The 24,075-nt window shown below is 63.8% G+C and carries 20 protein-coding genes; 8 read left to right on the forward strand and 12 right to left on the reverse strand.

What is annotated here, in order from left to right; genetic code table 11:
- Positions 1-53 precede the first annotated feature (53 nt).
- Entirely contained in the window at positions 54-995 is a 942-nt protein-coding gene (gene phhA / locus P8Q88_RS06865; protein ID WP_278323105.1) for a phenylalanine 4-monooxygenase, read from the forward strand.
- Positions 996-1,083: 88 nt separating this feature from the next.
- On the opposite strand, the gene P8Q88_RS06870 is transcribed toward phhA, so the two are convergent.
- The 5 genes from P8Q88_RS06870 to P8Q88_RS06890 all read right to left on the reverse strand — a co-directional run bounded on the left by P8Q88_RS06870 (position 1,084) and on the right by P8Q88_RS06890 (position 6,772).
- Positions 1,084-1,350 (reverse strand): hypothetical protein, encoded by a 267-nt coding sequence (locus P8Q88_RS06870; RefSeq protein WP_278323106.1) that lies wholly within the window; start codon positions 1,348-1,350, stop codon positions 1,084-1,086.
- A gap of 70 nt (positions 1,351-1,420) precedes the next feature.
- Positions 1,421-1,675, reverse strand: coding sequence for a GlsB/YeaQ/YmgE family stress response membrane protein (locus P8Q88_RS06875; protein WP_278323107.1), 255 nt, complete (start codon positions 1,673-1,675; stop codon positions 1,421-1,423).
- Positions 1,676-1,800: 125 nt separating this feature from the next.
- Entirely contained in the window at positions 1,801-2,595 is a 795-nt protein-coding gene (locus P8Q88_RS06880; RefSeq protein ID WP_278323108.1) for an undecaprenyl-diphosphate phosphatase, read from the reverse strand.
- Between the two features lie 82 nt (positions 2,596-2,677).
- A complete protein-coding gene (locus P8Q88_RS06885; protein WP_278323109.1) occupies positions 2,678-4,822 on the reverse strand; it encodes a M13 family metallopeptidase in 2,145 nt (714 codons plus the stop codon).
- 123 nt (positions 4,823-4,945) lie between these two features.
- Complete coding sequence (locus tag P8Q88_RS06890) at positions 4,946-6,772, reverse strand: ABC transporter transmembrane domain-containing protein (protein WP_278323110.1); 1,827 nt, start codon at positions 6,770-6,772, stop codon at positions 4,946-4,948.
- Positions 6,773-6,934: 162 nt separating this feature from the next.
- On the opposite strand from P8Q88_RS06890, the gene P8Q88_RS06895 reads away from it, so the two are divergent.
- The gene (locus P8Q88_RS06895) at positions 6,935-8,173 is read left to right on the forward strand and encodes a polyhydroxyalkanoate depolymerase (protein ID WP_278323111.1); all 1,239 of its coding nucleotides are present in this window, start codon (positions 6,935-6,937) and stop codon (positions 8,171-8,173) included.
- A gap of 6 nt (positions 8,174-8,179) precedes the next feature.
- Here P8Q88_RS06895 and P8Q88_RS06900 read toward each other — a convergent pair whose 3' ends face one another.
- Positions 8,180-8,782 (reverse strand): DUF4126 domain-containing protein, encoded by a 603-nt coding sequence (locus tag P8Q88_RS06900; RefSeq protein WP_278323639.1) that lies wholly within the window; start codon positions 8,780-8,782, stop codon positions 8,180-8,182.
- Between the two features lie 131 nt (positions 8,783-8,913).
- Here P8Q88_RS06900 and P8Q88_RS06905 point away from each other — a divergent pair, with 131 nt between their 5' ends.
- Positions 8,914-9,669: a GIN domain-containing protein gene (locus P8Q88_RS06905; RefSeq protein WP_278323112.1), complete on the forward strand. Its 756-nt coding sequence runs from the start codon at positions 8,914-8,916 to the stop codon at positions 9,667-9,669.
- 12 nt (positions 9,670-9,681) lie between these two features.
- Here the strand turns inward: P8Q88_RS06905 and P8Q88_RS06910 are convergent, their stop codons facing one another.
- The 5 genes from P8Q88_RS06910 to P8Q88_RS06930 form a co-directional block, all read right to left on the reverse strand.
- Complete coding sequence (locus P8Q88_RS06910) at positions 9,682-10,638, reverse strand: DUF5996 family protein (protein WP_278323113.1); 957 nt, start codon at positions 10,636-10,638, stop codon at positions 9,682-9,684.
- 17 nt (positions 10,639-10,655) lie between these two features.
- On the reverse strand, positions 10,656-11,834 hold the full coding sequence (locus tag P8Q88_RS06915) for an acetyl-CoA C-acyltransferase (protein WP_278323114.1): 1,179 nt from the start codon (positions 11,832-11,834) through the stop codon (positions 10,656-10,658).
- A gap of 56 nt (positions 11,835-11,890) precedes the next feature.
- On the reverse strand, positions 11,891-12,340 hold the full coding sequence (locus P8Q88_RS06920) for a MaoC family dehydratase (RefSeq protein WP_278323115.1): 450 nt from the start codon (positions 12,338-12,340) through the stop codon (positions 11,891-11,893).
- A 109-nt stretch (positions 12,341-12,449) separates the two neighbouring features.
- Positions 12,450-13,832 carry a DUF5935 domain-containing protein gene (locus P8Q88_RS06925; RefSeq protein WP_278323116.1) on the reverse strand — a complete coding sequence of 461 codons (1,383 nt, stop codon included), beginning with the start codon at positions 13,830-13,832 and terminating at the stop codon, positions 12,450-12,452.
- A complete protein-coding gene (locus tag P8Q88_RS06930; protein ID WP_278323117.1) occupies positions 13,825-14,010 on the reverse strand; it encodes a hypothetical protein in 186 nt (61 codons plus the stop codon). Before P8Q88_RS06930 ends, P8Q88_RS06925 begins: the two co-directional genes overlap by 8 nt.
- A gap of 83 nt (positions 14,011-14,093) precedes the next feature.
- Here P8Q88_RS06930 and P8Q88_RS06935 point away from each other — a divergent pair, with 83 nt between their 5' ends.
- The 5 genes from P8Q88_RS06935 (at position 14,094) to P8Q88_RS06955 (ending at position 23,044) form a co-directional block, all read left to right on the forward strand.
- Complete coding sequence (locus P8Q88_RS06935) at positions 14,094-15,353, forward strand: TIGR04063 family PEP-CTERM/XrtA system glycosyltransferase (protein WP_278323118.1); 1,260 nt, start codon at positions 14,094-14,096, stop codon at positions 15,351-15,353.
- Positions 15,350-16,189, forward strand: a complete 840-nt coding sequence (locus P8Q88_RS06940; RefSeq protein ID WP_278323119.1) for a hypothetical protein — start codon at positions 15,350-15,352, stop codon at positions 16,187-16,189. The genes P8Q88_RS06935 and P8Q88_RS06940 overlap by 4 nt, the downstream gene beginning before the upstream one ends.
- Before the next feature lie 249 nt (positions 16,190-16,438).
- The gene (gene gltB, locus P8Q88_RS06945) at positions 16,439-21,094 is read left to right on the forward strand and encodes a glutamate synthase large subunit (RefSeq protein WP_278323120.1); all 4,656 of its coding nucleotides are present in this window, start codon (positions 16,439-16,441) and stop codon (positions 21,092-21,094) included.
- A complete protein-coding gene (locus P8Q88_RS06950; RefSeq protein ID WP_278323121.1) occupies positions 21,094-22,530 on the forward strand; it encodes a glutamate synthase subunit beta in 1,437 nt (478 codons plus the stop codon). The genes gltB and P8Q88_RS06950 overlap by 1 nt, the downstream gene beginning before the upstream one ends.
- A 4-nt stretch (positions 22,531-22,534) precedes the next feature.
- Positions 22,535-23,044 carry an AAA family ATPase gene (locus tag P8Q88_RS06955; protein WP_278323122.1) on the forward strand — a complete coding sequence of 170 codons (510 nt, stop codon included), beginning with the start codon at positions 22,535-22,537 and terminating at the stop codon, positions 23,042-23,044.
- On the opposite strand, the gene P8Q88_RS06960 is transcribed toward P8Q88_RS06955, so the two are convergent.
- Positions 23,041-24,066 (reverse strand): hypothetical protein, encoded by a 1,026-nt coding sequence (locus tag P8Q88_RS06960; RefSeq protein WP_278323123.1) that lies wholly within the window; start codon positions 24,064-24,066, stop codon positions 23,041-23,043. The two genes, P8Q88_RS06955 and P8Q88_RS06960, sit on opposite strands and share 4 nt — an antisense overlap.
- Between the last annotated feature and the right edge of the window lie 9 nt (positions 24,067-24,075).

The raw sequence follows: 24,075 nt of genomic DNA on the forward strand, positions 1-24,075 counted from the left end.
ATCTCCGGCGGCATTTGAACAAACCAGGCAAACCTAGTATCACTGGTAACGACATGGCGACACTTGCAGAATCCGAACAGGACTTTAGCCAGCTGCCGGACCTTCCGGCAGATGTATTCACCGCCCCGCTGAAGAAGCCCGAGCACGTCGGCGACGACTGGCTGGAGCCCAAGCAGACCGAATATGACAGCGAAGACGATGCGATCTGGAACGACCTCTTCGCGCGCCAGATGGAAGTCTTGCCCGGGCGAGCCGCGACCGCATTCATGGAGGGCACCGAAAAGCTCGATCTGGGTCGCGGGGGCGTGCCTGATTTCGGCGAGCTGAGCGAAGAACTGGGCAAGCTGACCGGCTGGTCGGTGGTGCCAGTGCCGATGCTGATTCCCGATCACGTTTTCTTCTGGCACCTTGCCAACCGCCGTTTCCCTGCCGGGAACTTCATCCGCACGCGCGAGACCTTCGACTATATCCAGGAGCCGGATGTCTTCCACGACGTGTTCGGCCACGTGCCGATGCTGACCGACCCGGTCTATGCCGATTACATGCAGGAATATGGCCGCGCCGGGTGGAAGGCGATGCGCTACAATCGCCTCAAGGCGCTTGGTGCGCTCTACTGGTATACGGTCGAGTTCGGCCTCTTGCAGGAAGCGCCGGGCGATATTCGCGCCTATGGCGCCGGCATCCTCTCCGGTCCGACCGAAGTGGTCTATGCAACCGAGGCGCAAAGCCCCAATCGCATCATGCTCAACGTCGATCGGGTGATGCGCACCGATTACGTCATCAGCGATTTGCAGCCGACCTATTTCGTGATCGAGAGCTTCGAGGATCTCTACCGCCAGACGGTGGAGCGCGATTTCGACAAACTCTACCGCCATCTCGGCCCGGGCTTCACCTATGCCAACACGGCGGTCATCGACGTCGATTACGTGGTGAACGAAGGTACGCTGGAATATACGCTGCGCGGCGGACGCGGCAGCGGCGCGAAGCCAGTCTAGGCTTTCTTCCAGTCAAACGAAAACGGCCCCGGATCGCTCCGGGGCCGTTTCGTTTTGACCTCGCCTGTGAACGGCGGGGCCAGTGAGATTACATCTCGTTGCCGTCCATGTCTTCGCCGACCGTATCGGCCTGCTCTTCCATGGTGTCCTCCATGGCATCAGCCTGGTCTTCCATGGCTTCGACTTCGGCTTCCGGTGCGCCTGCGTCTTCCATGGCTTCAGCCTGCGCATCCATTTCGGATTCCATCTGCTCGCCCTGGTCTTCCATGGCTTCTTCGGTCGGGCCGTCGCAAGCTGCAAGACCCAGGCTCAGCGCGGCGGCCGAGGCGACGATCATCATTTTGTTGAACTTCATATTTCTTCCCCTTGGTAAAACAGGACGGGGCGGAATGCCCCGATTGCTCCTGCGAACTTGAAAAATGTTTTCAGCGATAGGCGCGCTGGCGCAGCAGGCTGAAGGCGCCAATGGCGATAGACGCACCCAGGACCGCCCACAGCAGGGCCGTTCCGCTGATCGCGCCGAAAATGACGCCATTGCCCGCGACGATTCCGGCAAGCAGGGATCCGACCACACCGACTCCGGCATAGATCGCGATGTTGCGACCATCCTCGATCCGCAGAACGATGGTGGCAAGCCATCCCAGGATGGCCCCTACGACTATCAGTATGAGAAGACCCATCGGGCTCTTTCCTGAATAACTGTATCCACTCGAAAAGCTCGCACCGTCCGAAAGGTTCCCGAAAAAAGGCATCAATATGGCGCGATGCGACGGGGCGGGCGCTCCCTGCAACCTTAGAGGGGGGCTTAGAAGAGCAGCAAGAGTGCCGCACCGAGCAGGACGCGATAGACAACGAAGACCATCATCGAAGCCTTTTTAAGGAAATTCATCAGGAACATCATGGTCGCAAGCGCGGCGAAGAAGGTCATCACCCCGGCCCCGATTGCGTCCATCTGCATCTGGCTGCTCGCCTCTGCCAGGTCGAGTGCGGCGATGAGCCCGGCGCCAGCCACCGCAGGAATGGCGAGAAGGAACGAGAAGCGGGCCGATTCGACCCGGTCGTAGCCGAGGAAGCGGGCCGCGGTCATCGTCGCGCCGGACCGGCTGGTGCCGGGGATCAGGGCCATTGCCTGGGCGATGCCGACGATGATCGCATCGCGCAGCGTCAGGTCCTCGTAACTCTTGGTTTCCCGGCCGATCCGATCCGCGATCCCGAGAAGCAGGCCGAAGACGATCAGGTTCGTGGCCACAAGGTCGGTCGACCGAAGGCTCTCCAGGTAACCGCCAAGCTTGAGATAGAGCCCGGCGATCACCGCCGGAACGGTGCCGGCCAGCACGAAGAGAAACAAGCGCCGCTGCTCCGGAGCCGAGCCCAGACCCACGGTAGCAAACCCGCCGCGCGCCAGACCCATCACATCCTTGCGAAAGTAGAGGATGATCGCCAGCAGTGAGCCGACATGGACCGCCACGTCGATCAGCGGCCCCTGGTCGGGAAAATCCGTCAGCTTCGGGATCAGGATGAGGTGGCCCGACGAGGAAATCGGCAGGAATTCGGTGATCCCCTGGACGATCGCGATGATGAGTTGCTGGAGAAAGGTCATCTTGCGCGGTCCATGAAGAAAGGGCGGGACAAGTCAAGCGACCCGTCCCGCCCCAAGCGAGTTTTTGCGCCTGAACGCCGGTTTACCAGATGCGGATGCGCTCTTCCGGCGGCAGGTAGAGATCATCCTCCGGCGTCACGTTGAAGGCTTCGTACCATTCGTCGAAATTCCGCACGATGCCATTGGTGCGATACATGGCCGGGCTGTGCGGACCGTTGCGTAGCTGCGAACGAAGCGCATCTTCACGATAGGCGCTGCGCCAGACCTGCGCCCAGGCGAGGAAGAAACGCTGATCGCCGGTCAGGCCGTCAATCACGGGGACTTCCTTGCCCTCGGTCGCCAGCTTGTAGGCGCGATAGGCCATCGACAGGCCGCCGAGGTCACCGATATTCTCACCCAGTGCGAGGCGGCCATTGACGCAGGTTTCGCCATCGTCGAGCGGGCAGAACTGGTTGTACTGCTCGACCAGCCGGTCGCCCAGCTTGTCGAAGTTCGCCCGGTCTTCCGCCGTCCACCAGTTGCGCAGCGCGCCGGTGGCATCGGATTTGGACCCCTGGTCGTCGAAACCGTGCCCGATCTCGTGGCCGATCACGCCGCCGATCGCGCCGTAATTGACCGCGAGGTCTGCATCCTTGCCGAAGAACGGTTGCTGCAGAATGCCGGCCGGGAAGACGATCTCGTTCTTGGTGGAATTGTAATAGGCATTGACCGTCTGGGGCAGCATGAACCACTCGGTGCGGTCGATCGGCTCGCCCAGCTTGGCGAGATTGTCGGCCATCGACCACTGGGCCGAAGCCATCGAATTGGCGATCGGATTGCCCGGCGTGATGGCCAGCCCGTCATAGGTTTCCAGGTTTTCGCGATAGCCGATCTTGGGATCGAAGGTGTCGAGCTTCGCCATAGCCTCGACCTTGGTTTCCTCGCTCATCCAGTCGATTTCGGCCAGCGATTCGGCCAGCGAGACGCGCAGATTGGCAACCAGCTCGTCCATCGCCGCTTTGCTTTCCGGCGGGAAGTACCGCTCGACATAGGACGCGCCCAGCAATTCGCCGAGCATGCCCTCGGTCGCGTCGACGGCGCGCTTCCAGCGATCGCGCTGCTCGGGCACGCCGCGCAGCGTCGTGCCGTAGAAGGCGAAGTTGGCGTCGTCGAACCGCTTGGGCAGGATCGAGGCGTTGTTCGACAGGAAATTCTTGAGCGTCCAGGCGCGCAATACCTCCATGTCGGTCTCGGCGATGAGATCGAACATGGCGGGCGTGCCGCCGCCGATCTTTTGCACCGTCGCTTCGTCGAGGCCAAGCTCGGCAATACGCTCGGCCGTCGGCGGGATGTCGCCCACGATGAAGCGGTCGGTCTTGTCGAAACCGGTGGAGACCAACATCGCGGCAACCGGGAAGTTGTCCGACAAACCCTGCAACTCAGCGGGCGTCAGCGCGGTGTAGGTGAGGTCGCGGTTGCGGCGCACGGTCCGATCCCAGGCGACCTTGCGGGCGAAGCTGTCTTCGAGATCATAGACCTTCTGCGCCATGCCGGCGGCATCGTCATAGCCGGCTTCGCTCATGAGGAAAGTCAGATAGTCCTGATAGGCCGTGCGGATCGACAGGCCCTTCTCGGTTTCGTCGAGATAATATTCGCGATCGGGCATGCCGAGACCGCCGCTGCCGACATAGACCGAGTAGCGGGTGGGCTCTTTCGCATCGACGCTGACATAGCCGCCGATCGGCGAGGGATAGCCGGGCTTGCCCCACAGCGTGACCAGCTCGGCAAGCGTTTCGGCGCCGCGGATCTCGTCGAGATACGGCTGGGCAGGCGCGAGGCCGGCGGCCTCGATGGCATCGGTGTCGAGAAAGGCGTTGTAGGCATCGACGATGCGCTTCTCGTTGGAAGTCAGCTCGGAGGCAGGCTTGCTCACCAGCTCGTCGACCACCGCCTTCACATCGTAGGTCGATTTCTCCGCCAGCAGGTCGAAGGCACCAAAGCGAGCCTTGTCGGCCGGCAGCGGGTTCGCATCGATCCACGCTTGGTTGGCATAGGCGAAGAAGTCGTCGCCGGGATCGATGTCCGACGAAAGATAGCTCGTATCGAAGCCCCATTCGCCGAAGCTCATGGTCGGGCTTTCGTCCTTGGCCTCGGCCATCGTCGCTTCGGTGTGATCGTCGGCCAGCGCGGGGGTGGCGAGGCCAAGGGCCAGGGCGCTGGCGCCGGTGGCAAGCAGGGTACGGATCATGTTTGCAGTCTCCCAATCGCAGTCACCCGGCCACAAGGGCCGGGATCGGATGGAGGCGGACTAGCAGTTTTCATCGCAGATGCGATGCAGTTTATCGGTCGAATCAGCGCCTTGAGCGAGGAATCACGCGCTTTCGAGGACGAATTGCAGCTTTGCCAACCGCGCATACAGCCCGCCATTGGCGGATAGCTCGTCATGCGTGCCCTGTTCGACGATGCGGCCATCCTCCATCACCACGATCCGGTCGGCGGCGCGCACCGTCGACAGGCGGTGCGCGATGACCAGCGTGGTCCGCTCCGCCATCAGATGCTCGAGCGCATCCTGCACCAGCCGTTCGCTTTCGGCATCTAGCGCGCTCGTGGCTTCGTCGAGCAACAGGATCGGCGCATCGCGCAGCAGCGCGCGGGCGATAGCCATGCGCTGGCGCTGACCGCCCGAAAGCTGCGTGCCGCTTTCGCCGAGGTAGGTGTCGAGACCTTTGGGCAGTTTCTCGAGAAATTCGGCAGCATTCGCAGCGCGCGCGGCGGCCCAGATGTCCTCGTCGCTCGCGTCCCAGTTGCCGTAGCGCAGGTTATCGCGCGCATTGGCGCTGAACAGCACCCCTTCCTGCGGGACATAGGCCATGCGCCGGCGGATCTCCGCCGGATCGGCGCTGGTCAACGGGACGCCATCGAGGCGGATGGAGCCCGCCTGCGGATCGTAGAAACGTTCGGCCAGCTGGAAGATGGTCGACTTGCCCGCCCCCGAGGGTCCGACAATGGCGACGCTTTCGCCGGGCTCGACCTCGAGGCTGAAATCGACGATCGCCGGAGCCTCGAGCCGCGTGGGATAGCGGAAGGTGACATTGCGGAACGAGAGGCTGCCGCGTGGCGGCTCGGGCAGCAGCTGCGGCCGGGCTGGCGCGGTGATGGTCGGCTTTTCCTCCAGCAGTTCGGCCAGCCGGCTGGCCGCACCAGCTCCGCGCAATAGGTCGCCATAGACTTCGGTCAAGGCGCCGAACGCACCCGCGACCAGTCCGGCGGTGAGCACGAAAGCGGCGATAGTGCCGCCCGAAATCGAGCCTTCGCTCACGGCTTCCGCTCCGCGCCAGACGAGCAGCGTTATCCCGCCGAACACGCACAGGATGACCACCGCGGTCATGATGGCCCGGATGATGACCCGGCGCTTGGCCACCCAGAAGGTGCGTTCGACCGCCTCCTCGAACCGCTGATGCTCGCGCCGTTCCTGATTGAAACCCTGCACGATTTTCATCGCCCCCAGGACCTCGGTGACCATCGCGCCGATATCGGCCACGCGGTCCTGGCTGGTGCGGCTGACCTTGCGCAGGCGCCGCCCGAAATAGGTGATCGGCACGACGATCGCCGGGATGATGAGGAACAGGCCCATGGTCAGCGAGGGGACGAGATAGAAGAGGTAGGCCGTCCCGCCGATCGCCATCAGCGTATTGCGCAGCGCCACCGAAATCGTGGTCCCTACCACCGTCTCGATCAGCGCGGTATCGCTGGTCATACGGCTGGAGATTTCCTTGGGACTGTTCTCCTCGTAGAAACCGGGCGCGAGGCGCAGCAGGTTGCGTTGCACGCGCAGCCGGATATCGGCAACAACCCGTTCGCCCAGCCAGCTGACGAAATAGAAGCGCATGGCGGTGCCGACTGCCAGCACCCCGACGATTATCAGGAGATAGCGGAACCAGCGCCCCATCGCGTCGGGATCCGCGCCCTCGGCAAAGCCGCGGTCGATGACCATCTTGAAACCGGCAGGGATTGCGAGGGTGGCGGCCGCCGTGATGAACAGGGCGAGGATGGCGAGGCCGACGTGGCCGGGATATTTCGTCGCCGATTGCCACACCATGCGCAGCGGCTTCAGCGACCGCTCCTGCGGCTCGCCGGTCCTGGCCTTGCGTTGAAAGAGCCGTCGTTTTTGCAGTGCAGTGTCGGGTGACCCATCCATGCGCCTCACCTAGGCGCGAGAGCGGCGAAAATCCACAGGGCGCGATCGGTGCCCGACACATTTCCCGGCCTTGTGCATTGCACAACGAGCAAAGGCGCGTCAGGATGGCAGGCAACGATAAAGGGTTACGGCCGCAGAATTACCGGCCAGCAGGGGAAAATCATGCTTTACCACGCCTATGAGCTGCAGCGCAGCTGGCTCAATTCCGCCAGCGCATGGGCTTCGATCGGGGCGGAGATGCTCTCCAATCCGGCCAATCCGGTGAATTACATCGGCCCCATGGGCTACATGGGCCTTGGCGCCACCGCGGCGAGCGCGCTCGAAGTATTCGCCCATGCGGCCGCGCCTTATGGCAAGCCGGCCTGGGGCATTGAGGCAATCGAGGTCGACGGACGCCCGGACCCGGTGGTCGAGGCCACGGTGGTCAATCGTCCCTTTGGCGACTTGAAGGAGTTCTTCCGCGAAGGCTTGCCCGAAGATGCGCCGCGCCTGCTGGTAGTTGCGCCGATGAGCGGCCATTTCGCCACGCTGCTGCGCGGCACGGTGGAGCGGATGCTGCAGAAATATCGCGTGTTCGTGACCGACTGGGCCGATGCCAAGACGGTGCCGCTGCACGAAGGCGAGTTCGACCTCGACGACTATATCGATTACGTGATCGGCTTCCTCGAGCATATCGGTGAAGGTGCACATGTGATGGCAGTGTGCCAGCCCTCCGTCCCCGTCTTCGCCGCGACCGCGATCATGAATCGCGACAAGCATCCCTGCACCTCGAAGACACTGACGATGATGGGCGGGCCGATCGACACGCGCTGTTCGCCGACGACCGTCAACGACCTCGCGATGGACCGTCCGATCGAATGGTTTCGCCACAATGTCATCGCGACGGTACCCATGCAGTACCGCGGAGCGGGACGGCGGGTCTATCCCGGCTTCATGCAGCTGGCCGGCTTCATGAGCATGAATCTCGGCAATCACATGATGAGCCATTACGAGATGTTCAAACACCTGACCGCCGGCGACCAGGAAAGCGCGCAAGCGACCAAGGATTTCTACGACGAATATCGTAGCGTTGCCGACATGACCGCAGAATTCTACCTCCAGACCGTGCAGGAGGTATTCCAGGACCACTCGCTGCCCAACGGCACCTTCATGCACCGCGGCAAGCGCATCGATCTGGGCGATATCACCGACACCGCGCTACTTGCGATCGAGGGCGAGCGAGACGATATCTCGGGCCTCGGCCAGACCCGCGCCGCATTGGAACTGACGCCCGAACTGGACGCATCGAAGAAGCGCTATCTGATGGCAGAAGGTGCTGGCCATTACGGCATCTTCAACGGCAGCCGCTGGCGCACGAAAATCGCCCCGGTAGTCGAGGAATTCATCGCGGCGCATGGGTAAGAGCACTTAGACTGGCGGCCGGTTGTCCCTGCTGCCGAAAAGCTTTCCGAGCAGGCGGCGTGCAAGCACGAGCAGCCAGATCGTCAGGCCGAGCAGAAGCACTGCGATGACCGCAGCGATGACCGGATATTCGTAGGCAACCCACAGCAAGCCGATCGTCGCCACGTCTTCGGCCGTCGAAACGGCAACGTTGCTCACCGGTTCGGGGCTGGCATTCACCACGCCGCGCGCTCCGGCCTTGCCTGCGTGCGCAGCAAAGCTCGCACCGCCGCCGAGCAGGAAGGCGACGACCTGCACTGCCGGGTCCGACGGATCGACGATCGCCAGTGCCAGCAGCGCACCACCGATGGGGCGGACGAAGGTGTGGACGGCGTCCCAGATGGAATCGAGCCACATCACCTTGTCGGCGAAGAATTCCGCCACGGCGGCAAGCGCGGCGATGCTCATCACCCACGGACTGGCCAGCACATCGAGACTGGCGAGATGTTCGGGCAATGGCAGCACATCGAGCCGCATCGCGAGGCCCGTGGCGAAAATGCAGAGATAAAGACGCCAACCCGCCAGCAGGCTGACGCTTCCGGCAACCCCGATGATCTCCATGATGCCCATCACCGGAAGCATAGTCCTGTTTCGCAGGGTTCGTCCAACGACATTCGCAACCCGACGGAATGCCGTCACGCGCCTTGACCAGCCCGCCCGACAGGCCCTAGCGTTTACATATGTAGACAAGAGAGGTTGTGATGAGAAAAGTTCCGGCAGCAACGATGATCGGCGCAATGGCTGCATTGGCCGCCTGCGGCACGGCGATAGCAGGCAGCGAAAGCCAGTATCGCGCATCGTCCTATGGATATGGCAACGAGATGATCATCGGATCGGGGACCATTGTGTCCCGGGACCTGCCGATCGGCGACGTCGAGCGCCTGGCTATCGATGGGCCGGTCGACGTGATCGTCCGACAAGGCGCAACGCGATCGCTTACCGTGACGGCGGACGACAATATCATCGGTCTCGTACGTGCGCGCGCCAACGGTAGGGCGCTGACTCTCGACACGACCGGCAGTTTTCGCACGCGAACGGGAATTACCGCCGAACTGGTCGTCCCGCGCCTCGACAAGGTGTCGATCAACGCGAGCGGCGACGTGCGCTTCGAGGACTGGTCTGCCCGCGAAATCGAGCTGGTGATCGGCGGGTCCGGCAGTATCGAAATGAACGGACGCACCGCACGCATCACGGCTCTGATCGGCGGATCCGGTGAAATCGACCTGACCCGGGCGCAGCCGTCCTATGTCGATGCCGATATCGAAGGGTCGGGTTCGATCCGTGTCCCCTCGCTGGCGAAGCTCGATGCGGCGATCAACGGATCGGGCACGATCGAGGCCGACCGGGTGGGCGAGCTCGACGCCGTCCTCAACGGCTCGGGCCTCATTCGCTACGGCTCGGCCGAGCGCGTGCTACGTCACGAACGAAATGGCTCGGGCCGCATCGTGCGCCGCTGAGCCGGCAGCAATTCAGCCGGCACCGTCACGCTGCGCTTCGACATCGTAGGGTTTTCCGAATTCGCCGATCGGGTTCTCGAGTGCGCCCCGGTCCCACTGGCCGAGATCCGCGACCGCGGCATAGGCGTCCTCGAGGAATTGCAACAGCACGCCCTCGGGATCCCCGCTTGCGCGAACCGCGGCATAGGGGAGTACGTATTCGCCAAGCTCTGCCTGCCAATAGGCAGTGTCGGGCCGGACCGCCCTGTCGCCGAGCCCCGTCGGGGTAGGATAGCCGTAGGAATAAAAGGCCGCTTCATCGACACCGCCGCCGCCGAGCCAGAAACCTGCGCTCGCGACCTCATGGCTATAGGCTTCGCGCGTGACGCGGTCTGGCAGGTTGGGAAAGCCGCCCGGGTGGAGCGGAGCCGTGCGGCCCGAGAACCGTGTCACCGCGAGATCGAAGCTTCCCCAGAACAGGTGGCTGGGCGAGGATTTGCCGACGAACCCGGTGCGGAAGCGTTCCAAGACCCGGTTGGCATCCGAGAATGCACGATGGATGCGCCGGACAGTGTCGGGGTCCCACGCGCGCGGCCGGTCGTCGCGCATGAAAGGTACCGCATCCTCCACTTCATTGGGTCCGCCGTCGATCGATGTCGCGATGCCGAGTTCGGACAATTCGTGCGACAGCGCGGCGTGGAAGTCGGCCACGGTTTGCCCTTGCAGACGGATTGCGCCGCGCTCGCCCGTCGTCTCGATTTCGACCTGTCCGCTCAGGCAGTCGAGCAGGATTTCCGCCTCGCCAGACGCTGTCTCGAACGGGTAGGTCCGGAACCCGCGCGGCACCACGCGCATGGCGAGATGCCAGCTATGGTTGCACCACGGGAGCGCTCGCGTCGGCAGTTTGCCGATCACCTGAAGATACGCGTGCAGGCTTTCGATGACCGGGCGGTCGGCCTCGTAATCGAGTTTTGGCCACCGCTCGGTCATCGTGAAGTCCTTTCAGATCAGAAGATCTCGAACAGTCCTGCTGCGCCCATGCCGCCGCCGACGCACATAGTGACGACGCCGTATTTGGCACCGCGACGCTTGCCCTCGATCAGCGTGTGGCCGACGCAGCGCGCGCCGGTCATGCCATAGGGGTGGCCGATCGAGATCGAGCCGCCGTTGACGTTGAGGATGTCGTTGTCGATGCCGAGCTTGTCGCGGCAATAGAGCACCTGCACCGCGAAAGCTTCGTTGAGCTCCCACAGGCCAATATCCTCGACCTTGAGGTCGAAACGCTTCAGCAGCTTTGGGATAGCGAAGATCGGGCCGATGCCCATTTCGTCGGGCTCGGTACCCGCGACTGCCATGCCGACATAACGGCCGAGCGGTTCGAGACCCTTCTGCTCGGCGACCTTGGCTTCCATCAGAATCGAGGCCGAAGAACCGTCGGACAGTTGCGAGGCGTTGCCGGCGGTGATCGTGGTGCCTTCGCCCATGACCGGTTTCAGGCCCTGAAGGCCTTCCAGCGTGGTCGAGGGGCGATTGCCCTCGTCCTTGGCGATAGTGATGTCGACATCCGAAATCTCGCCGGTTTCCTTGTCCTGCACCTTGTGCGTGGTGGAAACGGGGACGATCTCGTCGTCGAACTTGCCGGCTTCCTGAGCGGCTGCGGTGCGCTGCTGGCTCTGGAGGGCGTATTCGTCCTGCGCATCGCGGCTGATGCCATAACGCTGGGCGACCGTCTCGGCAGTCTGCAGCATCGGCATGTAGATCGCGCCGTGCATCGCGATCAGCTCCGGATCGGGCATCACGCGCATTTCCTTGGTCTGTACCAGCGAAATGCTTTCCTGCCCGCCGGCGGCAACCACATCCATGCGATCGGTGATGATCTGCTTGGCAGCCGTTGCGATGCTCATCAGGCCCGAAGAGCACTGACGGTCGATGGTCATGCCGCTGGTGCCGATCGGGCAGCCGGCGCGCAGCGCGACCTGGCGGGCGAGGTTGCCGGCCTGCGTGCCCTGCTGGAGCGCGGCGCCCCACAGCACGTCGTCGATCTCGCCGGCTTCGATGCCGGCGCGCTCGATCGCGGGCTTGAGCGAATAGGCGCCGAGCGTCGGGCCCTTGGTGTCGTTGAAGCCGCCCTTGTACGCACGGCCGATGGCGGTGCGGGCGGTGGAGACGATGACTGCGTCACGCATGGGTAGTTCCTTGGATTGCTAGAGGTGCCTGATCCTCGCCGGGGAGGAGGGGGAAATCAGACGAAGAGCTGGGTGATCCACTCGGTGATGAGGGCGGGCTTGTCCTCGCCTTCGATCTCCATCGTGATCTCGCTGGTCTGCTGCCACTGGCCGGGGCGCTTCTCGATCATCTCGACAAGCTTCCAGTGGCCGCGAATGCGCTTGCCGCTGCGGACCGGCGAGATGAAGCGCGTCTTGTTGCCGCCGTAGTTCACGCCCATCTTCACGCCGTCGATCTTGGGCATGTCGGACTGGGCGCCGAGATAGGGGATCATCGAGAGCGTCAGGAAGCCGTGCGCGATGGTGCCGCCGAAGGGCGTCATCTTGGCGGCTTCTTCGTTGATGTGGATGAACTGGTGGTCGCCGGTGGCATCGGCGAACTGGTTGATGCGCTCCTGGCTCATCTCGACCCATTCGCTGGTGCCGATGTGTTCGCCGACCTTCTCGGCCAGTTCCTGCGGGCTCATACGCGTCTCCTCTTCGCGAAATCGTGCGGTTATGCGCGACTCTGCGCCGCGCGTGCGGCGGGACTCATGGCGCATGCAGCAAGGGCGCGCAACCGCGCCGATGCTGCCCTTACGGCATGGCGGGACGCGTGGCGGAGGCGGCGCGGCGGGCTTCGCGCATGGCCTTCCGCTCCGCCTCCTGCTTGGCCGACTCGCGCCGCTGGCAGTAAGTCCACAGTCCGATCTGCAACCCCACCAGCATCAGGATGAAGGGCTGGAATGCAATTCCCTGGAAGGTCGCGCCGACCAGATAGATGATCTGTGCAACCTGCAGCGCTGTGGCCAGCGGAGCCTGCCATTGCTCTGCCTTTGCGGATCGCTGGCGCCAGCCCTTGCGGATCTTTTCCATCTGCCACAGCCCGATCCCATGCAGGGCGAGCCACAGGAACAATCCCGGCCAACCCTGTTCGCCGAGCATTTCGAAGATGGACGAATGATAGGCGCGCGCGCCATCGGTGATCTCGCGATATTCGACCGAAACGGTCGTCCCGTCCTGTTCCACCACGGGCAGATCATACGTGAAGCTGTTGCCGCGATACGCATCGAAACCCCCGCCGAGCGGACGTTCGGCGACATAGTCCAGGGTCCAGCCCCAGACCTGCATACGAGTCGATGCCGACTGATCCTCCTGCACCGAGCCGAGCGTCGACATGCGCTCGGTAAAGCTGTCGGGAAGGAAGGGGATCGCCGCAAGGCCGAGGACCGCCGCTGCCGACAGGTAGAGGGCGCGGCGTTTCACGTCGCGCAGCAGCATCAGGCCGAGGACGGCGATGCAGATCAGCCCGGTGCGGGCTTCGGTGCCGATCGGGATCATCAGGCAGGCGAATATCAGCAGGCCGGCGAAGGTCTTCACCCGCCAGTCGGCCGGGAACACGGTGCCATGCCTTGCCAGCCAGAGGATCACCGGGATGATGGCGATTGCGACCGTCGCCAGGGTCGAGCTTTCGTAGATGTTCGAATTGTCGTTCACGAAGAGGTAGAGATTACCGTAGCCACCGCCGCCCAGCACCGTCTTCATGCCTGCGGAAATGATGATCGCGCCCGCCGTCAGCACCATGACCAGCAGCGCCGATTCGATGCGCAGGCGCGTGGTCAGCGTCACCGGAAGAAAGATCGCGAAGACCAGCGCCTTCCACACCCAGTCCCATTTCGCCTGCCCGAATTCCGGGAAATCCGCCCATTGCAGGGTCATGAAACACCACACCAGCAGGGCCAGCAACAGGCCCTGGCGCAGGCTGAAGCGAGTGTCCGCCTTGCGGTCGCCGACGATCCAACCGGCAAAGGCGAGCAGGAAGGCAATCAGCGAAACAGGGATTGCCGCCAGCAGCGCCCAGCTGATCTTCTGCGGGGCGAGAATATCGATGTATAGATAGGCCAGTACCCACAGATAGGGGCGCCGCACGCCGAGCGCGAAAAGGATCATGACGGTGATAAACAGCGCGAGGTCAAGCATTGCGGCCCCGCTTTCGCGCATGCCTCTGGCGCCGCTTTTCGCGCAGAGTCGGCGGAGCGACCGTCTCGGGCTCTTCCGCCAGCAGGTTTTCGCTGTCGAGATCCGGCCGCACCATGATGCGCAGCAGGGCCAGCATCAGCAGCACATGCGTCAAACCAAGGGCAAGATAGTCGATCACGGGAGGCGCAGTCTTCCTTTTCGGTGCCATACCAACGCGTGGTTGACGCAGCGTTAAGCCTGTTGTGTCAAATAGATCGCCAAATGACCCGCGTCCTGCATATTCTCGACCACTCGCTGCCCATGCATTCGGGATATACCTTCCGGACGCGGGCGATCCTGAAGAGCCTGCAAGCCAAAGGGATCGAGGTGCGAGGCATTACCGGCCCGCGCCATGGGGCACAGGGTCCGCCAGTCGAGACCATCGACGGGCTCAGGTTCCACCGGACAGATCCACCCTCACCCACACTTCCCGGGCTGAGCGAGTGGCGCGAGATCGCAAGCCTGCAGAGCGGTATCGAGCGACTGGCCCGCGACTGGCGGCCGGACGTCCTGCATGCGCATTCGCCTGCCCTGTGCGGCATGGCGGGCATGCGCGCCGCGCGGACGCTCGGCCTGCCATTCGTGTACGAGATCCGCGCCTTCTGGGAAGATGCGGCGGTGGGCAACGGAACCGGACGCGAAGGCTCGGTGAAATATCGGCTAACCCGCGCGCTCGAGAACCGTGTCGTCGCGGCCGCCGATGCCGTGTTCACGATCTGCGCCGGTCTGCGCGACGATCTCGTAAGTCGTGGTCACGACGGCACAGCGATCGGCCTGTCGCCCAATGGTGTGGACCTTGCACTGTTCGGCGATCCACCACCGCGCGACGAGGCTCTGGCGAGACGGCTCGGCTTGGGCGAAGGGCCTGTCATCGGCTTCATTGGCAGCTTTTACGACTACGAGGGTCTCGACGACCTGATCGCTGCGCTCCCGCGGCTGCGCGAGACGCAGCCGCATGCCCGGCTCCTGCTGGTCGGGGGCGGTCCGATGGAGGCGGCGTTGCGCGCGCAAGCCGCGGCGTTGCTTGCGAGTGATAGCATAATTTTCACCGGCCGGGTGCCGCATGACGAGGTTGATCGCTACTACTCGCTGATCGATATCTTGGCCTATCCGCGCAAGAAATCGCGCCTGACCGACCTCGTGACGCCATTGAAGCCGCTCGAAGCCATGGCACAGGGCCGGATCGTGGCAGCAAGCGATGTCGGCGGGCATCGCGAGCTGATCGATGACGGTACTACCGGGCTTCTGTTTCCGCCCGATGACCCGGCGCAAATGGCCGATGCTCTCAGCCGATTCATCGGATCGAGTGCCGGTTGGCCGGCCATGCGGGATCGCGCCCGCGACCATGTTTCGCGCCATCACGACTGGGGGAAGAATGTCGATCGTTATCTCGCTGTTTACCAAGACCTGCTAGGCAGATCGCAGGATGGACGGGCCGAGAGCCCGTTCGAGGCGCAGGCACAAGGGACAGGCCGGGAATGACAGACGATCAGCCGAACACGGTTCCGCTGACCCGTCGCCCGGTGTTCCGCTGGGCCGTGGGAGTATATTTCGCCGTCCTGCTGGGTGGAGGCACTTATGTCCTTCCGGCCCCTATCCATTCGCGCGCCAGCGCGTTGCTCGGTCTCGATTCTGTGGTCGCCGACACTTTCTTTGCCAAGCTCTTGCTGGCGGCAATCGCAGCGCTGCTCGGGCTCCTCATCGGGTTGCTGATCGGGGGCCGGATAACGGCAAGCGCCCGCTGGACCGCAGCGAACGAAAATGAAGCTGCCGATCTGGAACCGCCTGCCCTGACCTATCTCGGCGACAGCGTCGACGAAGCGGAAGACGGTGACATGCTCGACCGCGACGCAACTGAGGCAGCCGAGGAGGCCCAGGCCGTCGACGGCGAAAGCACGCGACATCGGTTGTTCAACCCGCGCGAGCACCTCGCCGGGGAAGAGGTCGATCCGGCGCCTCCGTCATCCCCGGAACCCGTCGACGCCGATTTCCATGAGATTAGCGAAGATACGGCGCCGGACATGGGACACGAGCAGGACTGGCCAGGAGGTGATTCGCGGACGGAATTGCCGGGCGACCTGTCGCTGGCGCAGCTGACTGCGCGCCTCGAAGCCGCGCTCGCGGCTCATCAGGCCACCCAGTCAGCGGACATCTCGACCGAAACACCTGCTGACGAACGCGATCCGGTTGTCGCCTTCCTGCGCCGCGAGGCCGAACGGCCCGAAGCCGAAGGAAAGGGCCGCATCTCGCCAGAAAGTGCCCAGGCCAGCCTGCGCAGCGCGCTCGACCGCCTCTCGCAGGTCAGCAAGGGCCAGTAAGCGGATCTGCGCTACGAAACGGGCGCGAACTAATCTCATCTCGGGTCGCTCGTGAATATGCCGTTCTGTGCGTAATTCTTCGCCCAGATGAAATATTGCTTCGCCCTTCGCAGTTGCAAAAACGCGTCCGCCCCGCCATGACGATCCCTCGCATGAATTCGCGGGTGTGCGCGTGCGCGCCCGACAATACCTGTCCCCGGCCATCTGCATTGCAAGCAGGGCACGGGCACGGAGGAGGACGCTTCGCTTATGGGCAGCCAGTCGCCCCACACTGTTACGGGCCTCTACGACCCCCGCAATGAGCACGACGCATGTGGCGTCGGCATGGTTGCGCATATCAAGGGCGCGAGGAGCCACGACATCGTTACCCAAGCGCTGGAAATCCTTGCCAATCTCGACCATCGCGGCGCCGTGGGTGCCGACCCGCTGCTGGGCGATGGCGCGGGTATCCTGTTGCAGATACCCCATCCCCTGTTCCGCAAGTGGGCGGACGATCATGGCCATGATTTGCCCGAAGCGGGCGACTATGCGGTCGCCATGTGCTTCCTGCCGCAGCAGGCCGAGGCCCGGGAGTTCGTCGAGAAGCAGCTTGAACGCTTCGCCGCCAAGGAGGGCCAGACCGTGGTCGGCTGGCGCGACGTGCCGACCACGCTCGATGGCCTCGGGAAAGCAGTCGTCGACTCGATGCCGGTCATCCGTCAGTGCGTCATCGCGCGCGGGACCAATTGCCTCGATCAGGACGCCTTCGAGCGCAAGCTGGTGGTCATCCGCAAGCAGACGTTGAACCCGCTTGCCGCGCTGGAGCGCAAGCACGGCATCCCGGGTCTTTCGACCGCCTATATCCCGAGCTTTTCCAGTCGCACGCTGGTCTACAAGGGCCTGCTGCTGGCGAACCAGGTGGGCACATTCTACGATGATTTGCGCGACCCCGATTGCGTCAGCGCATTGGGCCTCGTCCACCAGCGTTTCAGCACGAACACTTTTCCCAGCTGGCGGCTTGCCCACCCCTATCGTTTCATGGCGCATAACGGGGAAATCAACACGGTTCGCGGCAATGTGAACTGGATGGAAGCGCGCCGCCGCACGATGGAAAGCGAACTGCTGGGCGCCGACCTCGACAAGATGTGGCCGCTGATCCCGCATGGCCAGTCGGACACCGCCTGCCTCGACAATGCGCTCGAGCTGCTTGTGACCGGCGGCTACAGCCTTGCCCATTCCATGATGATGCTCATGCCCGAAGCCTGGGCCAAGAACGAGCTGATGGATCCAGCTCGGCGCGCATTCTACGAATACCACGCCGCGCTGATGGAGCCCTGGGACGGGCCAGCCGCGGTATGTTTTACCGACGGCCGCCAGATCGGCGCATGCCTTGATCGCAACGGCTTGCGCCCCGCTCGCTGGTGCACGACCAAGGACGATCTCGTCGTGCTCGCTTCGGAAAGCGGCGTCCTCCCCTTCGCTGACGAGGACATTACGCGCAAATGGCGACTGCAGCCCGGGCGCATGCTGCTGATCGACCTGGAACAGGGCCGCATCGTGGAAGACGAGGAGGTCAAGGCCGACCTCGCCGCCGCCGAGCCCTACGAGGCATGGCTGGAAAAGGCCCAGTACAAGCTTGGCGACCTCGATCACATCGAGCCGGAGCTTTCGGCCACGCCCGAGGCAACCACGACCCTCCTCCAGCGCCAGCAGGCCTTCGGCTATACGCAAGAGGACATCTCCCGCTTCCTCGAGCCGATGGCGCGTGGCAGCGAGGATCCGATCGGCTCGATGGGCACCGACACGCCGATTGCGGTGCTGTCCGACCGTAGTCGTCTGCTCTACGACTATTTCAAGCAGAACTTCGCACAGGTCACCAACCCGCCGATCGACCCGATCCGCGAGGAGCTGGTGATGAGCCTGCTGTCCATGATCGGACCGCGGCCCAATCTGCTTGGTCGCGATGGCGGCACGCACAAGCGCCTCGAAGTGACCCAGCCGATTCTTACAAACGAGGATCTCGCCAAGATCCGCTCGGTCGAGATCGCGCTTGATGGCGCGTTCCGCACTGCCACGATCGACTGCACCTGGGATGCAAGCACCGGGGCCGACGGTCTCGCCATGGCGCTGAAGGAAATGTGCTGGGCCGCGACCGAGGCGGTGCTGGGCGATGCCAACATCCTGATCCTTTCGGACCGCGAACAGGGGCCGGACCGGGTTCCGATGCCCGCCCTGCTCGCCACTGCCGCGGTGCATCACCAGCTGGTGCGCCAGGGCCTGCGCATGCAGACCGGGCTCGTCATCGAAACCGGCGAGGCGCGCGAGGTGCATCACTTCTGCGCGCTTGCGGGTTATGGCGCCGAGGGGATCAATCCTTATGTGGCCTTCGAGACGCTCGAGGCTCTGCGCGCGGACCGCTTTCCCGAACTCGATGCCGCCGACGTGGCGAAGAATTACGTCAAGGCCGTCGGCAAGGGCATCCTCAAGGTCATGTCCAAAATGGGCATCTCGACCTACCAGTCCTATTGCGGAGCACAGATCTTCGATGCGGTCGGGCTCAATTCGGAATTCATCGATACCTATTTCACCGGCACTGCCACCACCATCGAGGGCATCGGCCTCAAGGAAGTGGCCGAAGAAGCCGTTCTGCGCCACGCCCAGGCTTATGGCGACGATCCGCTGTACAAAGGCATGCTCGATGTCGGCGGCATCTACCAATATCGCATCCGCGGCGAGGCGCACGCCTGGACGCCGCAATCAGTCGCCCAGCTGCAGCACGCGGTGCGCGGCAAGGACGCGAAGAATTACGATGAATTTGCGCGTTCGATCAACGAACAGTCCGAGCGCCTGCTGACCATTCGCGGGCTGATGGAACTGACCCCGGCGGAACAGCCGCTGGACATCGACGAGGTTGAACCCGCGGTCGATATCGTCAAGCGTTTCAGCACTGGCGCGATGAGCTTCGGCTCGATCAGCCACGAAGCCCACTCGACTCTGGCTATCGCCATGAATCGCCTCGGCGGCCGCTCGAACACCGGCGAAGGCGGCGAGGAGCCGGAGCGCTTCGTCCCGCTGGACAATGGCGATTCGATGCGCAGCCGCATCAAGCAGGTGGCCTCGGGACGGTTTGGCGTCACGACTGAATATCTCGTCAATTCGGACGATATCCAGATCAAGATGGCACAGGGCGCGAAGCCCGGCGAAGGCGGTCAGCTACCCGGCCACAAGGTCGACAAGCGCATTGGCAAGGTGCGCCATTCGACCCCGGGCGTCGGCCTCATCTCGCCGCCACCGCATCACGACATTTACTCGATCGAGGATCTCGCGCAGCTGATCCACGACCTCAAGAACGTGAAGCCGGAAGCGCGTATTTCGGTGAAGCTCGTTTCCGAAGTGGGTGTCGGCACGGTCGCCGCGGGCGTGTCCAAGTGCAAGGCCGACCACGTCACCATTTCAGGCTACGAAGGCGGCACGGGCGCATCGCCGCTCACCAGCCTCACCCACGCTGGCAGCCCCTGGGAAATTGGCCTTGCCGAAACGCAGCAGACGTTGCTCCTCAACGACCTCAGGAGCCGGATCGCGGTACAGGTCGACGGCGGCCTTCGCACCGGGCGCGATGTCGCCATTGGTGCTCTGCTTGGTGCGGACGAATTCGGCTTCGCCACTGCGCCGCTGATCGCGGCAGGCTGCATCATGATGAGGAAGTGCCACCTCAACACCTGTCCGGTCGGCGTCGCGACGCAGGATCCGGTGCTGCGCAAACGCTTCGTCGGCACGCCCGAGCATGTGATCAACTACTTTTTCTTCGTTGCCGAGGAACTGCGCCAGATCATGGCGACCATGGGGTTCCGTACGGTCGAGGACATGATTGGCCGTGTCGACCGGATCGACATGCGCCGGGTGGAGCGCCACTGGAAGGCGCATGGGGTGGACCTGAAGCGCATCCTCCATGCCGTGCCGCTGGAGGAAGGCCGCAAGCCCTATCACACCGAAACGCAGGACCACGGCCTCGCCGCGGCGATGGATGTCGAGCTGATCGAAGCCTGCAAGCCCGCGATCGAAAGCGGACAGGCGGTCCAGCTGACGCGCACCATCCGCAATGTAAACCGCACCGTCGGCGCCATGCTGTCGGGCCGGATCGCCGAAGCGCATGGCCACTCCGGACTCGCCCCTGAAACCATCCGCATCGACTTTACCGGCGTTGCTGGCCAGAGCTTCGGCGCATGGCTTGCCCATGGCGTGACGCTGAGCCTGACCGGCGATGCCAACGATTATGTCGGCAAGGGGCTCTCGGGTGGTCGCATCGTGGTGCGCCAGCCGGACGAGGCGCCGCGCAAGCCAGGCAACAACATCATCGTCGGCAATACCGTGCTCTATGGCGCGATTGCGGGCGAGGCCTATTTCGAGGGCGTCGCCGGCGAGCGTTTCGGCGTACGCAATTCGGGCGCGGTCGCGGTGGTCGAAGGGACCGGCGACCATGGCTGCGAATACATGACCGGCGGCGTGGTCTGCGTGCTGGGCAATACGGGCCGCAATTTCGCGGCCGGCATGAGCGGCGGCATCGCTTACGTCTATGATCCGGAACGCCGGTTCGAAAAGCTGCTCAACCATGCGCAGGTCGACCTGCTGGAAGTGACGCCCGGCGACGGCGAAGGAGCCGAAAGGAGCTGGGGAGAGCCGCAGCAGCGCGGCCGTTCGGTCGACGATGCCGGCATGGGCGACCCGCTCTATCACGATGCCGCGCGGCTCAAGATCCTCATAGAGCGGCACCTGCTGCATACCGGGTCGGCGAAGGCCAAGGCGCTGCTCGACAACTGGGCCGAAGAACTGAAGAATTTCCGCAAGGTCATGCCGCGCGATTACCAGCGCGCGCTGAAGGCTCTCGAAGACGAACGCGAATCCGCGGCAATGGAGGCCGCCGAATAATGGGCAAGGAAACCGGCTTTCTCGAATACGAGCGCAAGGATCGCACCTATCGCGATCCGCAGGAGCGGCTGAAGCATTACAAGGAATTCGTGGTCCCGCTGTCGGAGAAGGAGCTCCGCACGCAGGCGGCGCGCTGCATGAATTGCGGCATTCCCTACTGTCACAACGGCTGTCCGGTGAACAACATCATCCCGGACTGGAACCACCTGGTATACGAAGACGACTGGAAGAACGCGCTCGACGTCCTGCATTCGACGAACAACTTTCCCGAATTCACCGGCCGCGTCTGCCCCGCACCGTGCGAGGCGGCCTGTACGCTGAATCTCGTGGACAGCCCGGTGACGATCAAATCGATCGAATGCGCGATCATCGACCGCGGCTTCGCCGAAGGCTGGGTCAAGCCGCAGCTGCCCGAGCGCCGCACCGGCAAGTCGGTCGCCGTGATCGGCAGCGGACCGGCCGGCCTCGCCTGCGCTCAGCAGCTTGCGCGCGCAGGCCACGCCGTCACGGTTTTCGAGAAAAGCGACCGCATCGGCGGGCTGCTGCGATACGGCATCCCCGACTTCAAGATGGAAAAGCATCTCATCAATCGCCGCGCCGTGCAGATGGAGGCCGAAGGCGTCCAGTTCCGTACCAGCAGCGAGGTGGGTGTCGAAGTCAGCTTCCAGGCGCTGCAGGAGAATTTCGACGCGGTCGTGCTGGCGGGCGGCGCGGAAGAGGCCCGAATGCTCGACATTCCGGGATCCGAGCTCAACGGCGTGCGTCTCGCAATGGAATTCCTGACCCAGCAGAACAAGCGCAATGCAGGCGACGACGAGGTGCGCGCTGCGCCGCGCGGTTCGCTCACGGCAACCGGCAAGCACGTGATAGTGATCGGCGGCGGTGACACCGGCAGCGATTGCGTCGGCACCAGCAACCGCCAGGGCGCGACCAGCGTCACGCAGCTGGAAATCATGCCCAAGCCGCCCGAAAGCGAAGACAAAGCGCTCACCTGGCCCGACTGGCCGGTGAAGCTACGCACCTCGTCCAGCCACGAAGAAGGCGTCGACCGCGATTGGGCCGTGCTGACGAAGCGCGTGGTCGAGGAGAACGGCGATGTCGCCGGGCTCGAATGCGTCCGCGTCGAGTGGAAGGACGGCAAGATGCAGGAAATCGAGGGCAGCACCTTCACGCTGAAGGCCGACCTCATCCTGCTCGCCATGGGCTTTACCGGACCCAAGCGGCGCGGACTGCTCGACCGGGCGGGCGTCGACCTCGACGGGCGCGGCAATGTCGCGGCGGATACCGAATGGTATCTCACCAGCGAGCCGAACGTCTTTTCCTGTGGCGACATGCGGCGCGGGCAGAGCCTGGTTGTCTGGGCAATCCGCGAAGGGCGGCAATGTGCGCACGCCGTCGACAAGGCGCTGATGGGCGAGACGCAGCTGCCGCGCTAGGCGCGTGGTCGATATTCTGGTCACCGGCTGTTCGGGCGGCGGCAAATCGACGCTGCTCGAGGAACTGGAGCTGCGCGGTCATGCGGTCGTGCGTGAGCCGGGGCGGCGGCTGATTGCCGCCGGGATCACGCCTTGGGCTGACATGTCCGGTTTCCTCGCCGCTGCTGTCGATATGGCGCGCGCCGATCTCGGCTGGCATGCGGCGAGCACGGGGCCAGTATTCTATGACCGGGGTCTGATCGATGCGCTGGCCGGTCTGGAGCGGCTGGGCGGGGATGCCGTCGGCACCGTGCTCGGCAATGAGCGCCCCTATTCAGGTGGCGTCTTCCTCGCGCCGCCGTGGCCCGACTTGTTCGCACAGGACGAGGCGAGGCGGCATAGCCTCGCGGAAGCTATCTCGGAATACGAGCATCTGGCGAGCTTGCTACCCGTCCTCGGCTACCGGCCGATCGAGCTTCCGCGCGCCCCTGTGGCAGAGCGCGCGGACTTCATCCTAGATGCGCTGGACGCTTAATCGCGCAAGCGCGGCGCGCGTTCAGCAAGAGCCTCGAGAAAGGCCGCGCTTTCGTCGATCCGCAGCGCAATGCGCCGGACCGTCCGCTCCGCACCGATAAGCGGGACCACCGTGACCTCGCGGTCCAGTTCCAGCATGGCATTGGGCCACGAGAGGACCGCATGGTTGAGCGTATCGGCGGCCTTCACCTCCTCTGCACCGAAACTCGTCGCGATCGCGGCGAGGGCATCGTAAGGCACGAGCACATCGGACATCACGCCGCTGCGCACGCGCAGCCCCTGCTCCATCAGCAGCACCGGATGGATGCGAAAGCCTTGCGCTAGACCGATGATCCAGAGGCCGCCCGCCACGCCAAGCGCGAACCAGAGCCACGCGACCGTCGTGTTCCATTGCATCAGCAGGAAATGCATCACTGCCAGTTCGATGGCCTGCAACGCGAGAAAGACGTAAATCATCGGCAGCAGGAAGCGGTGATAGGAAAAGCCCTGCGCGCCTTCCGGAATGTCCTGCTCGCGCCGCCAGCCCAGCAGGGCCAGGCGCATGACGCGCGACTCCGCGCTCATGAAACGGACCAGCTTGGGAGGTAGGACGACCACGGCCGCCTCTTCGAACGAAGCGCCGCGCAGGAGCGCGCGGACAATCAGCGCCCCGCTCCACGCCGCAAACAGGGCAAGCGTAAGCGCGGCGGCGGCGAGCAGTGGGGGCATGCCGTGAATCGCCTCGCGCACCGGCGCGGCGGCACCGACCAGCACGATGACGCTCGCCGCGGCACCTGCACCCAGGATCGCGCGCAGGCCCGGCTTGCGATCCTTCGCCTTGGCAATCGTTGCAAGCAACAGGCTGTCGGCGACAATCCAGGCAAACAGCAGCGCGGCCAGTACCGCATTGGCCGCCGCCCATTCGGTAAAGGTCATCGCACGGGCGAGCGCAATGGCGAAGAGTGGGAGGATGATCGGCGCGAGGCCGGTCAGGCGGGCGGGGAGCTGCCGTTCCATGTGGCTGATATGCGCAGGAACCGTCATCCCGCGAAG

The organism is Qipengyuania marincola, assembly GCF_029688625.1.
Lineage (GTDB): Bacteria > Pseudomonadota > Alphaproteobacteria > Sphingomonadales > Sphingomonadaceae > Qipengyuania.

Coding starts and splice junctions, on each gene's coding strand:
- P8Q88_RS06910 (WP_278323113.1), bottom strand. CDS start 10,638: ATGACCGAGCGGTGGCCAAAACTCGATTACGAGGCCGACCGCCCGGTC.
- P8Q88_RS06935 (WP_278323118.1), top strand. CDS start 14,094: ATGACCCGCGTCCTGCATATTCTCGACCACTCGCTGCCCATGCATTCG.
- gltB (WP_278323120.1), top strand. CDS start 16,439: ATGGGCAGCCAGTCGCCCCACACTGTTACGGGCCTCTACGACCCCCGC.
- P8Q88_RS06890 (WP_278323110.1), bottom strand. CDS start 6,772: ATGGATGGGTCACCCGACACTGCACTGCAAAAACGACGGCTCTTTCAA.
- phhA (WP_278323105.1), top strand. CDS start 54: ATGGCGACACTTGCAGAATCCGAACAGGACTTTAGCCAGCTGCCGGAC.
- P8Q88_RS06880 (WP_278323108.1), bottom strand. CDS start 2,595: ATGACCTTTCTCCAGCAACTCATCATCGCGATCGTCCAGGGGATCACC.
- P8Q88_RS06895 (WP_278323111.1), top strand. CDS start 6,935: ATGCTTTACCACGCCTATGAGCTGCAGCGCAGCTGGCTCAATTCCGCC.
- P8Q88_RS06920 (WP_278323115.1), bottom strand. CDS start 12,340: ATGAGCCCGCAGGAACTGGCCGAGAAGGTCGGCGAACACATCGGCACC.
- P8Q88_RS06870 (WP_278323106.1), bottom strand. CDS start 1,350: ATGAAGTTCAACAAAATGATGATCGTCGCCTCGGCCGCCGCGCTGAGC.
- P8Q88_RS06950 (WP_278323121.1), top strand. CDS start 21,094: ATGGGCAAGGAAACCGGCTTTCTCGAATACGAGCGCAAGGATCGCACC.
- P8Q88_RS06940 (WP_278323119.1), top strand. CDS start 15,350: ATGACAGACGATCAGCCGAACACGGTTCCGCTGACCCGTCGCCCGGTG.
- P8Q88_RS06915 (WP_278323114.1), bottom strand. CDS start 11,834: ATGCGTGACGCAGTCATCGTCTCCACCGCCCGCACCGCCATCGGCCGT.
- P8Q88_RS06905 (WP_278323112.1), top strand. CDS start 8,914: ATGAGAAAAGTTCCGGCAGCAACGATGATCGGCGCAATGGCTGCATTG.
- P8Q88_RS06900 (WP_278323639.1), bottom strand. CDS start 8,782: ATGGGCATCATGGAGATCATCGGGGTTGCCGGAAGCGTCAGCCTGCTG.
- P8Q88_RS06960 (WP_278323123.1), bottom strand. CDS start 24,066: ATGACGGTTCCTGCGCATATCAGCCACATGGAACGGCAGCTCCCCGCC.
- P8Q88_RS06875 (WP_278323107.1), bottom strand. CDS start 1,675: ATGGGTCTTCTCATACTGATAGTCGTAGGGGCCATCCTGGGATGGCTT.
- P8Q88_RS06885 (WP_278323109.1), bottom strand. CDS start 4,822: ATGATCCGTACCCTGCTTGCCACCGGCGCCAGCGCCCTGGCCCTTGGC.
- P8Q88_RS06925 (WP_278323116.1), bottom strand. CDS start 13,832: ATGCTTGACCTCGCGCTGTTTATCACCGTCATGATCCTTTTCGCGCTC.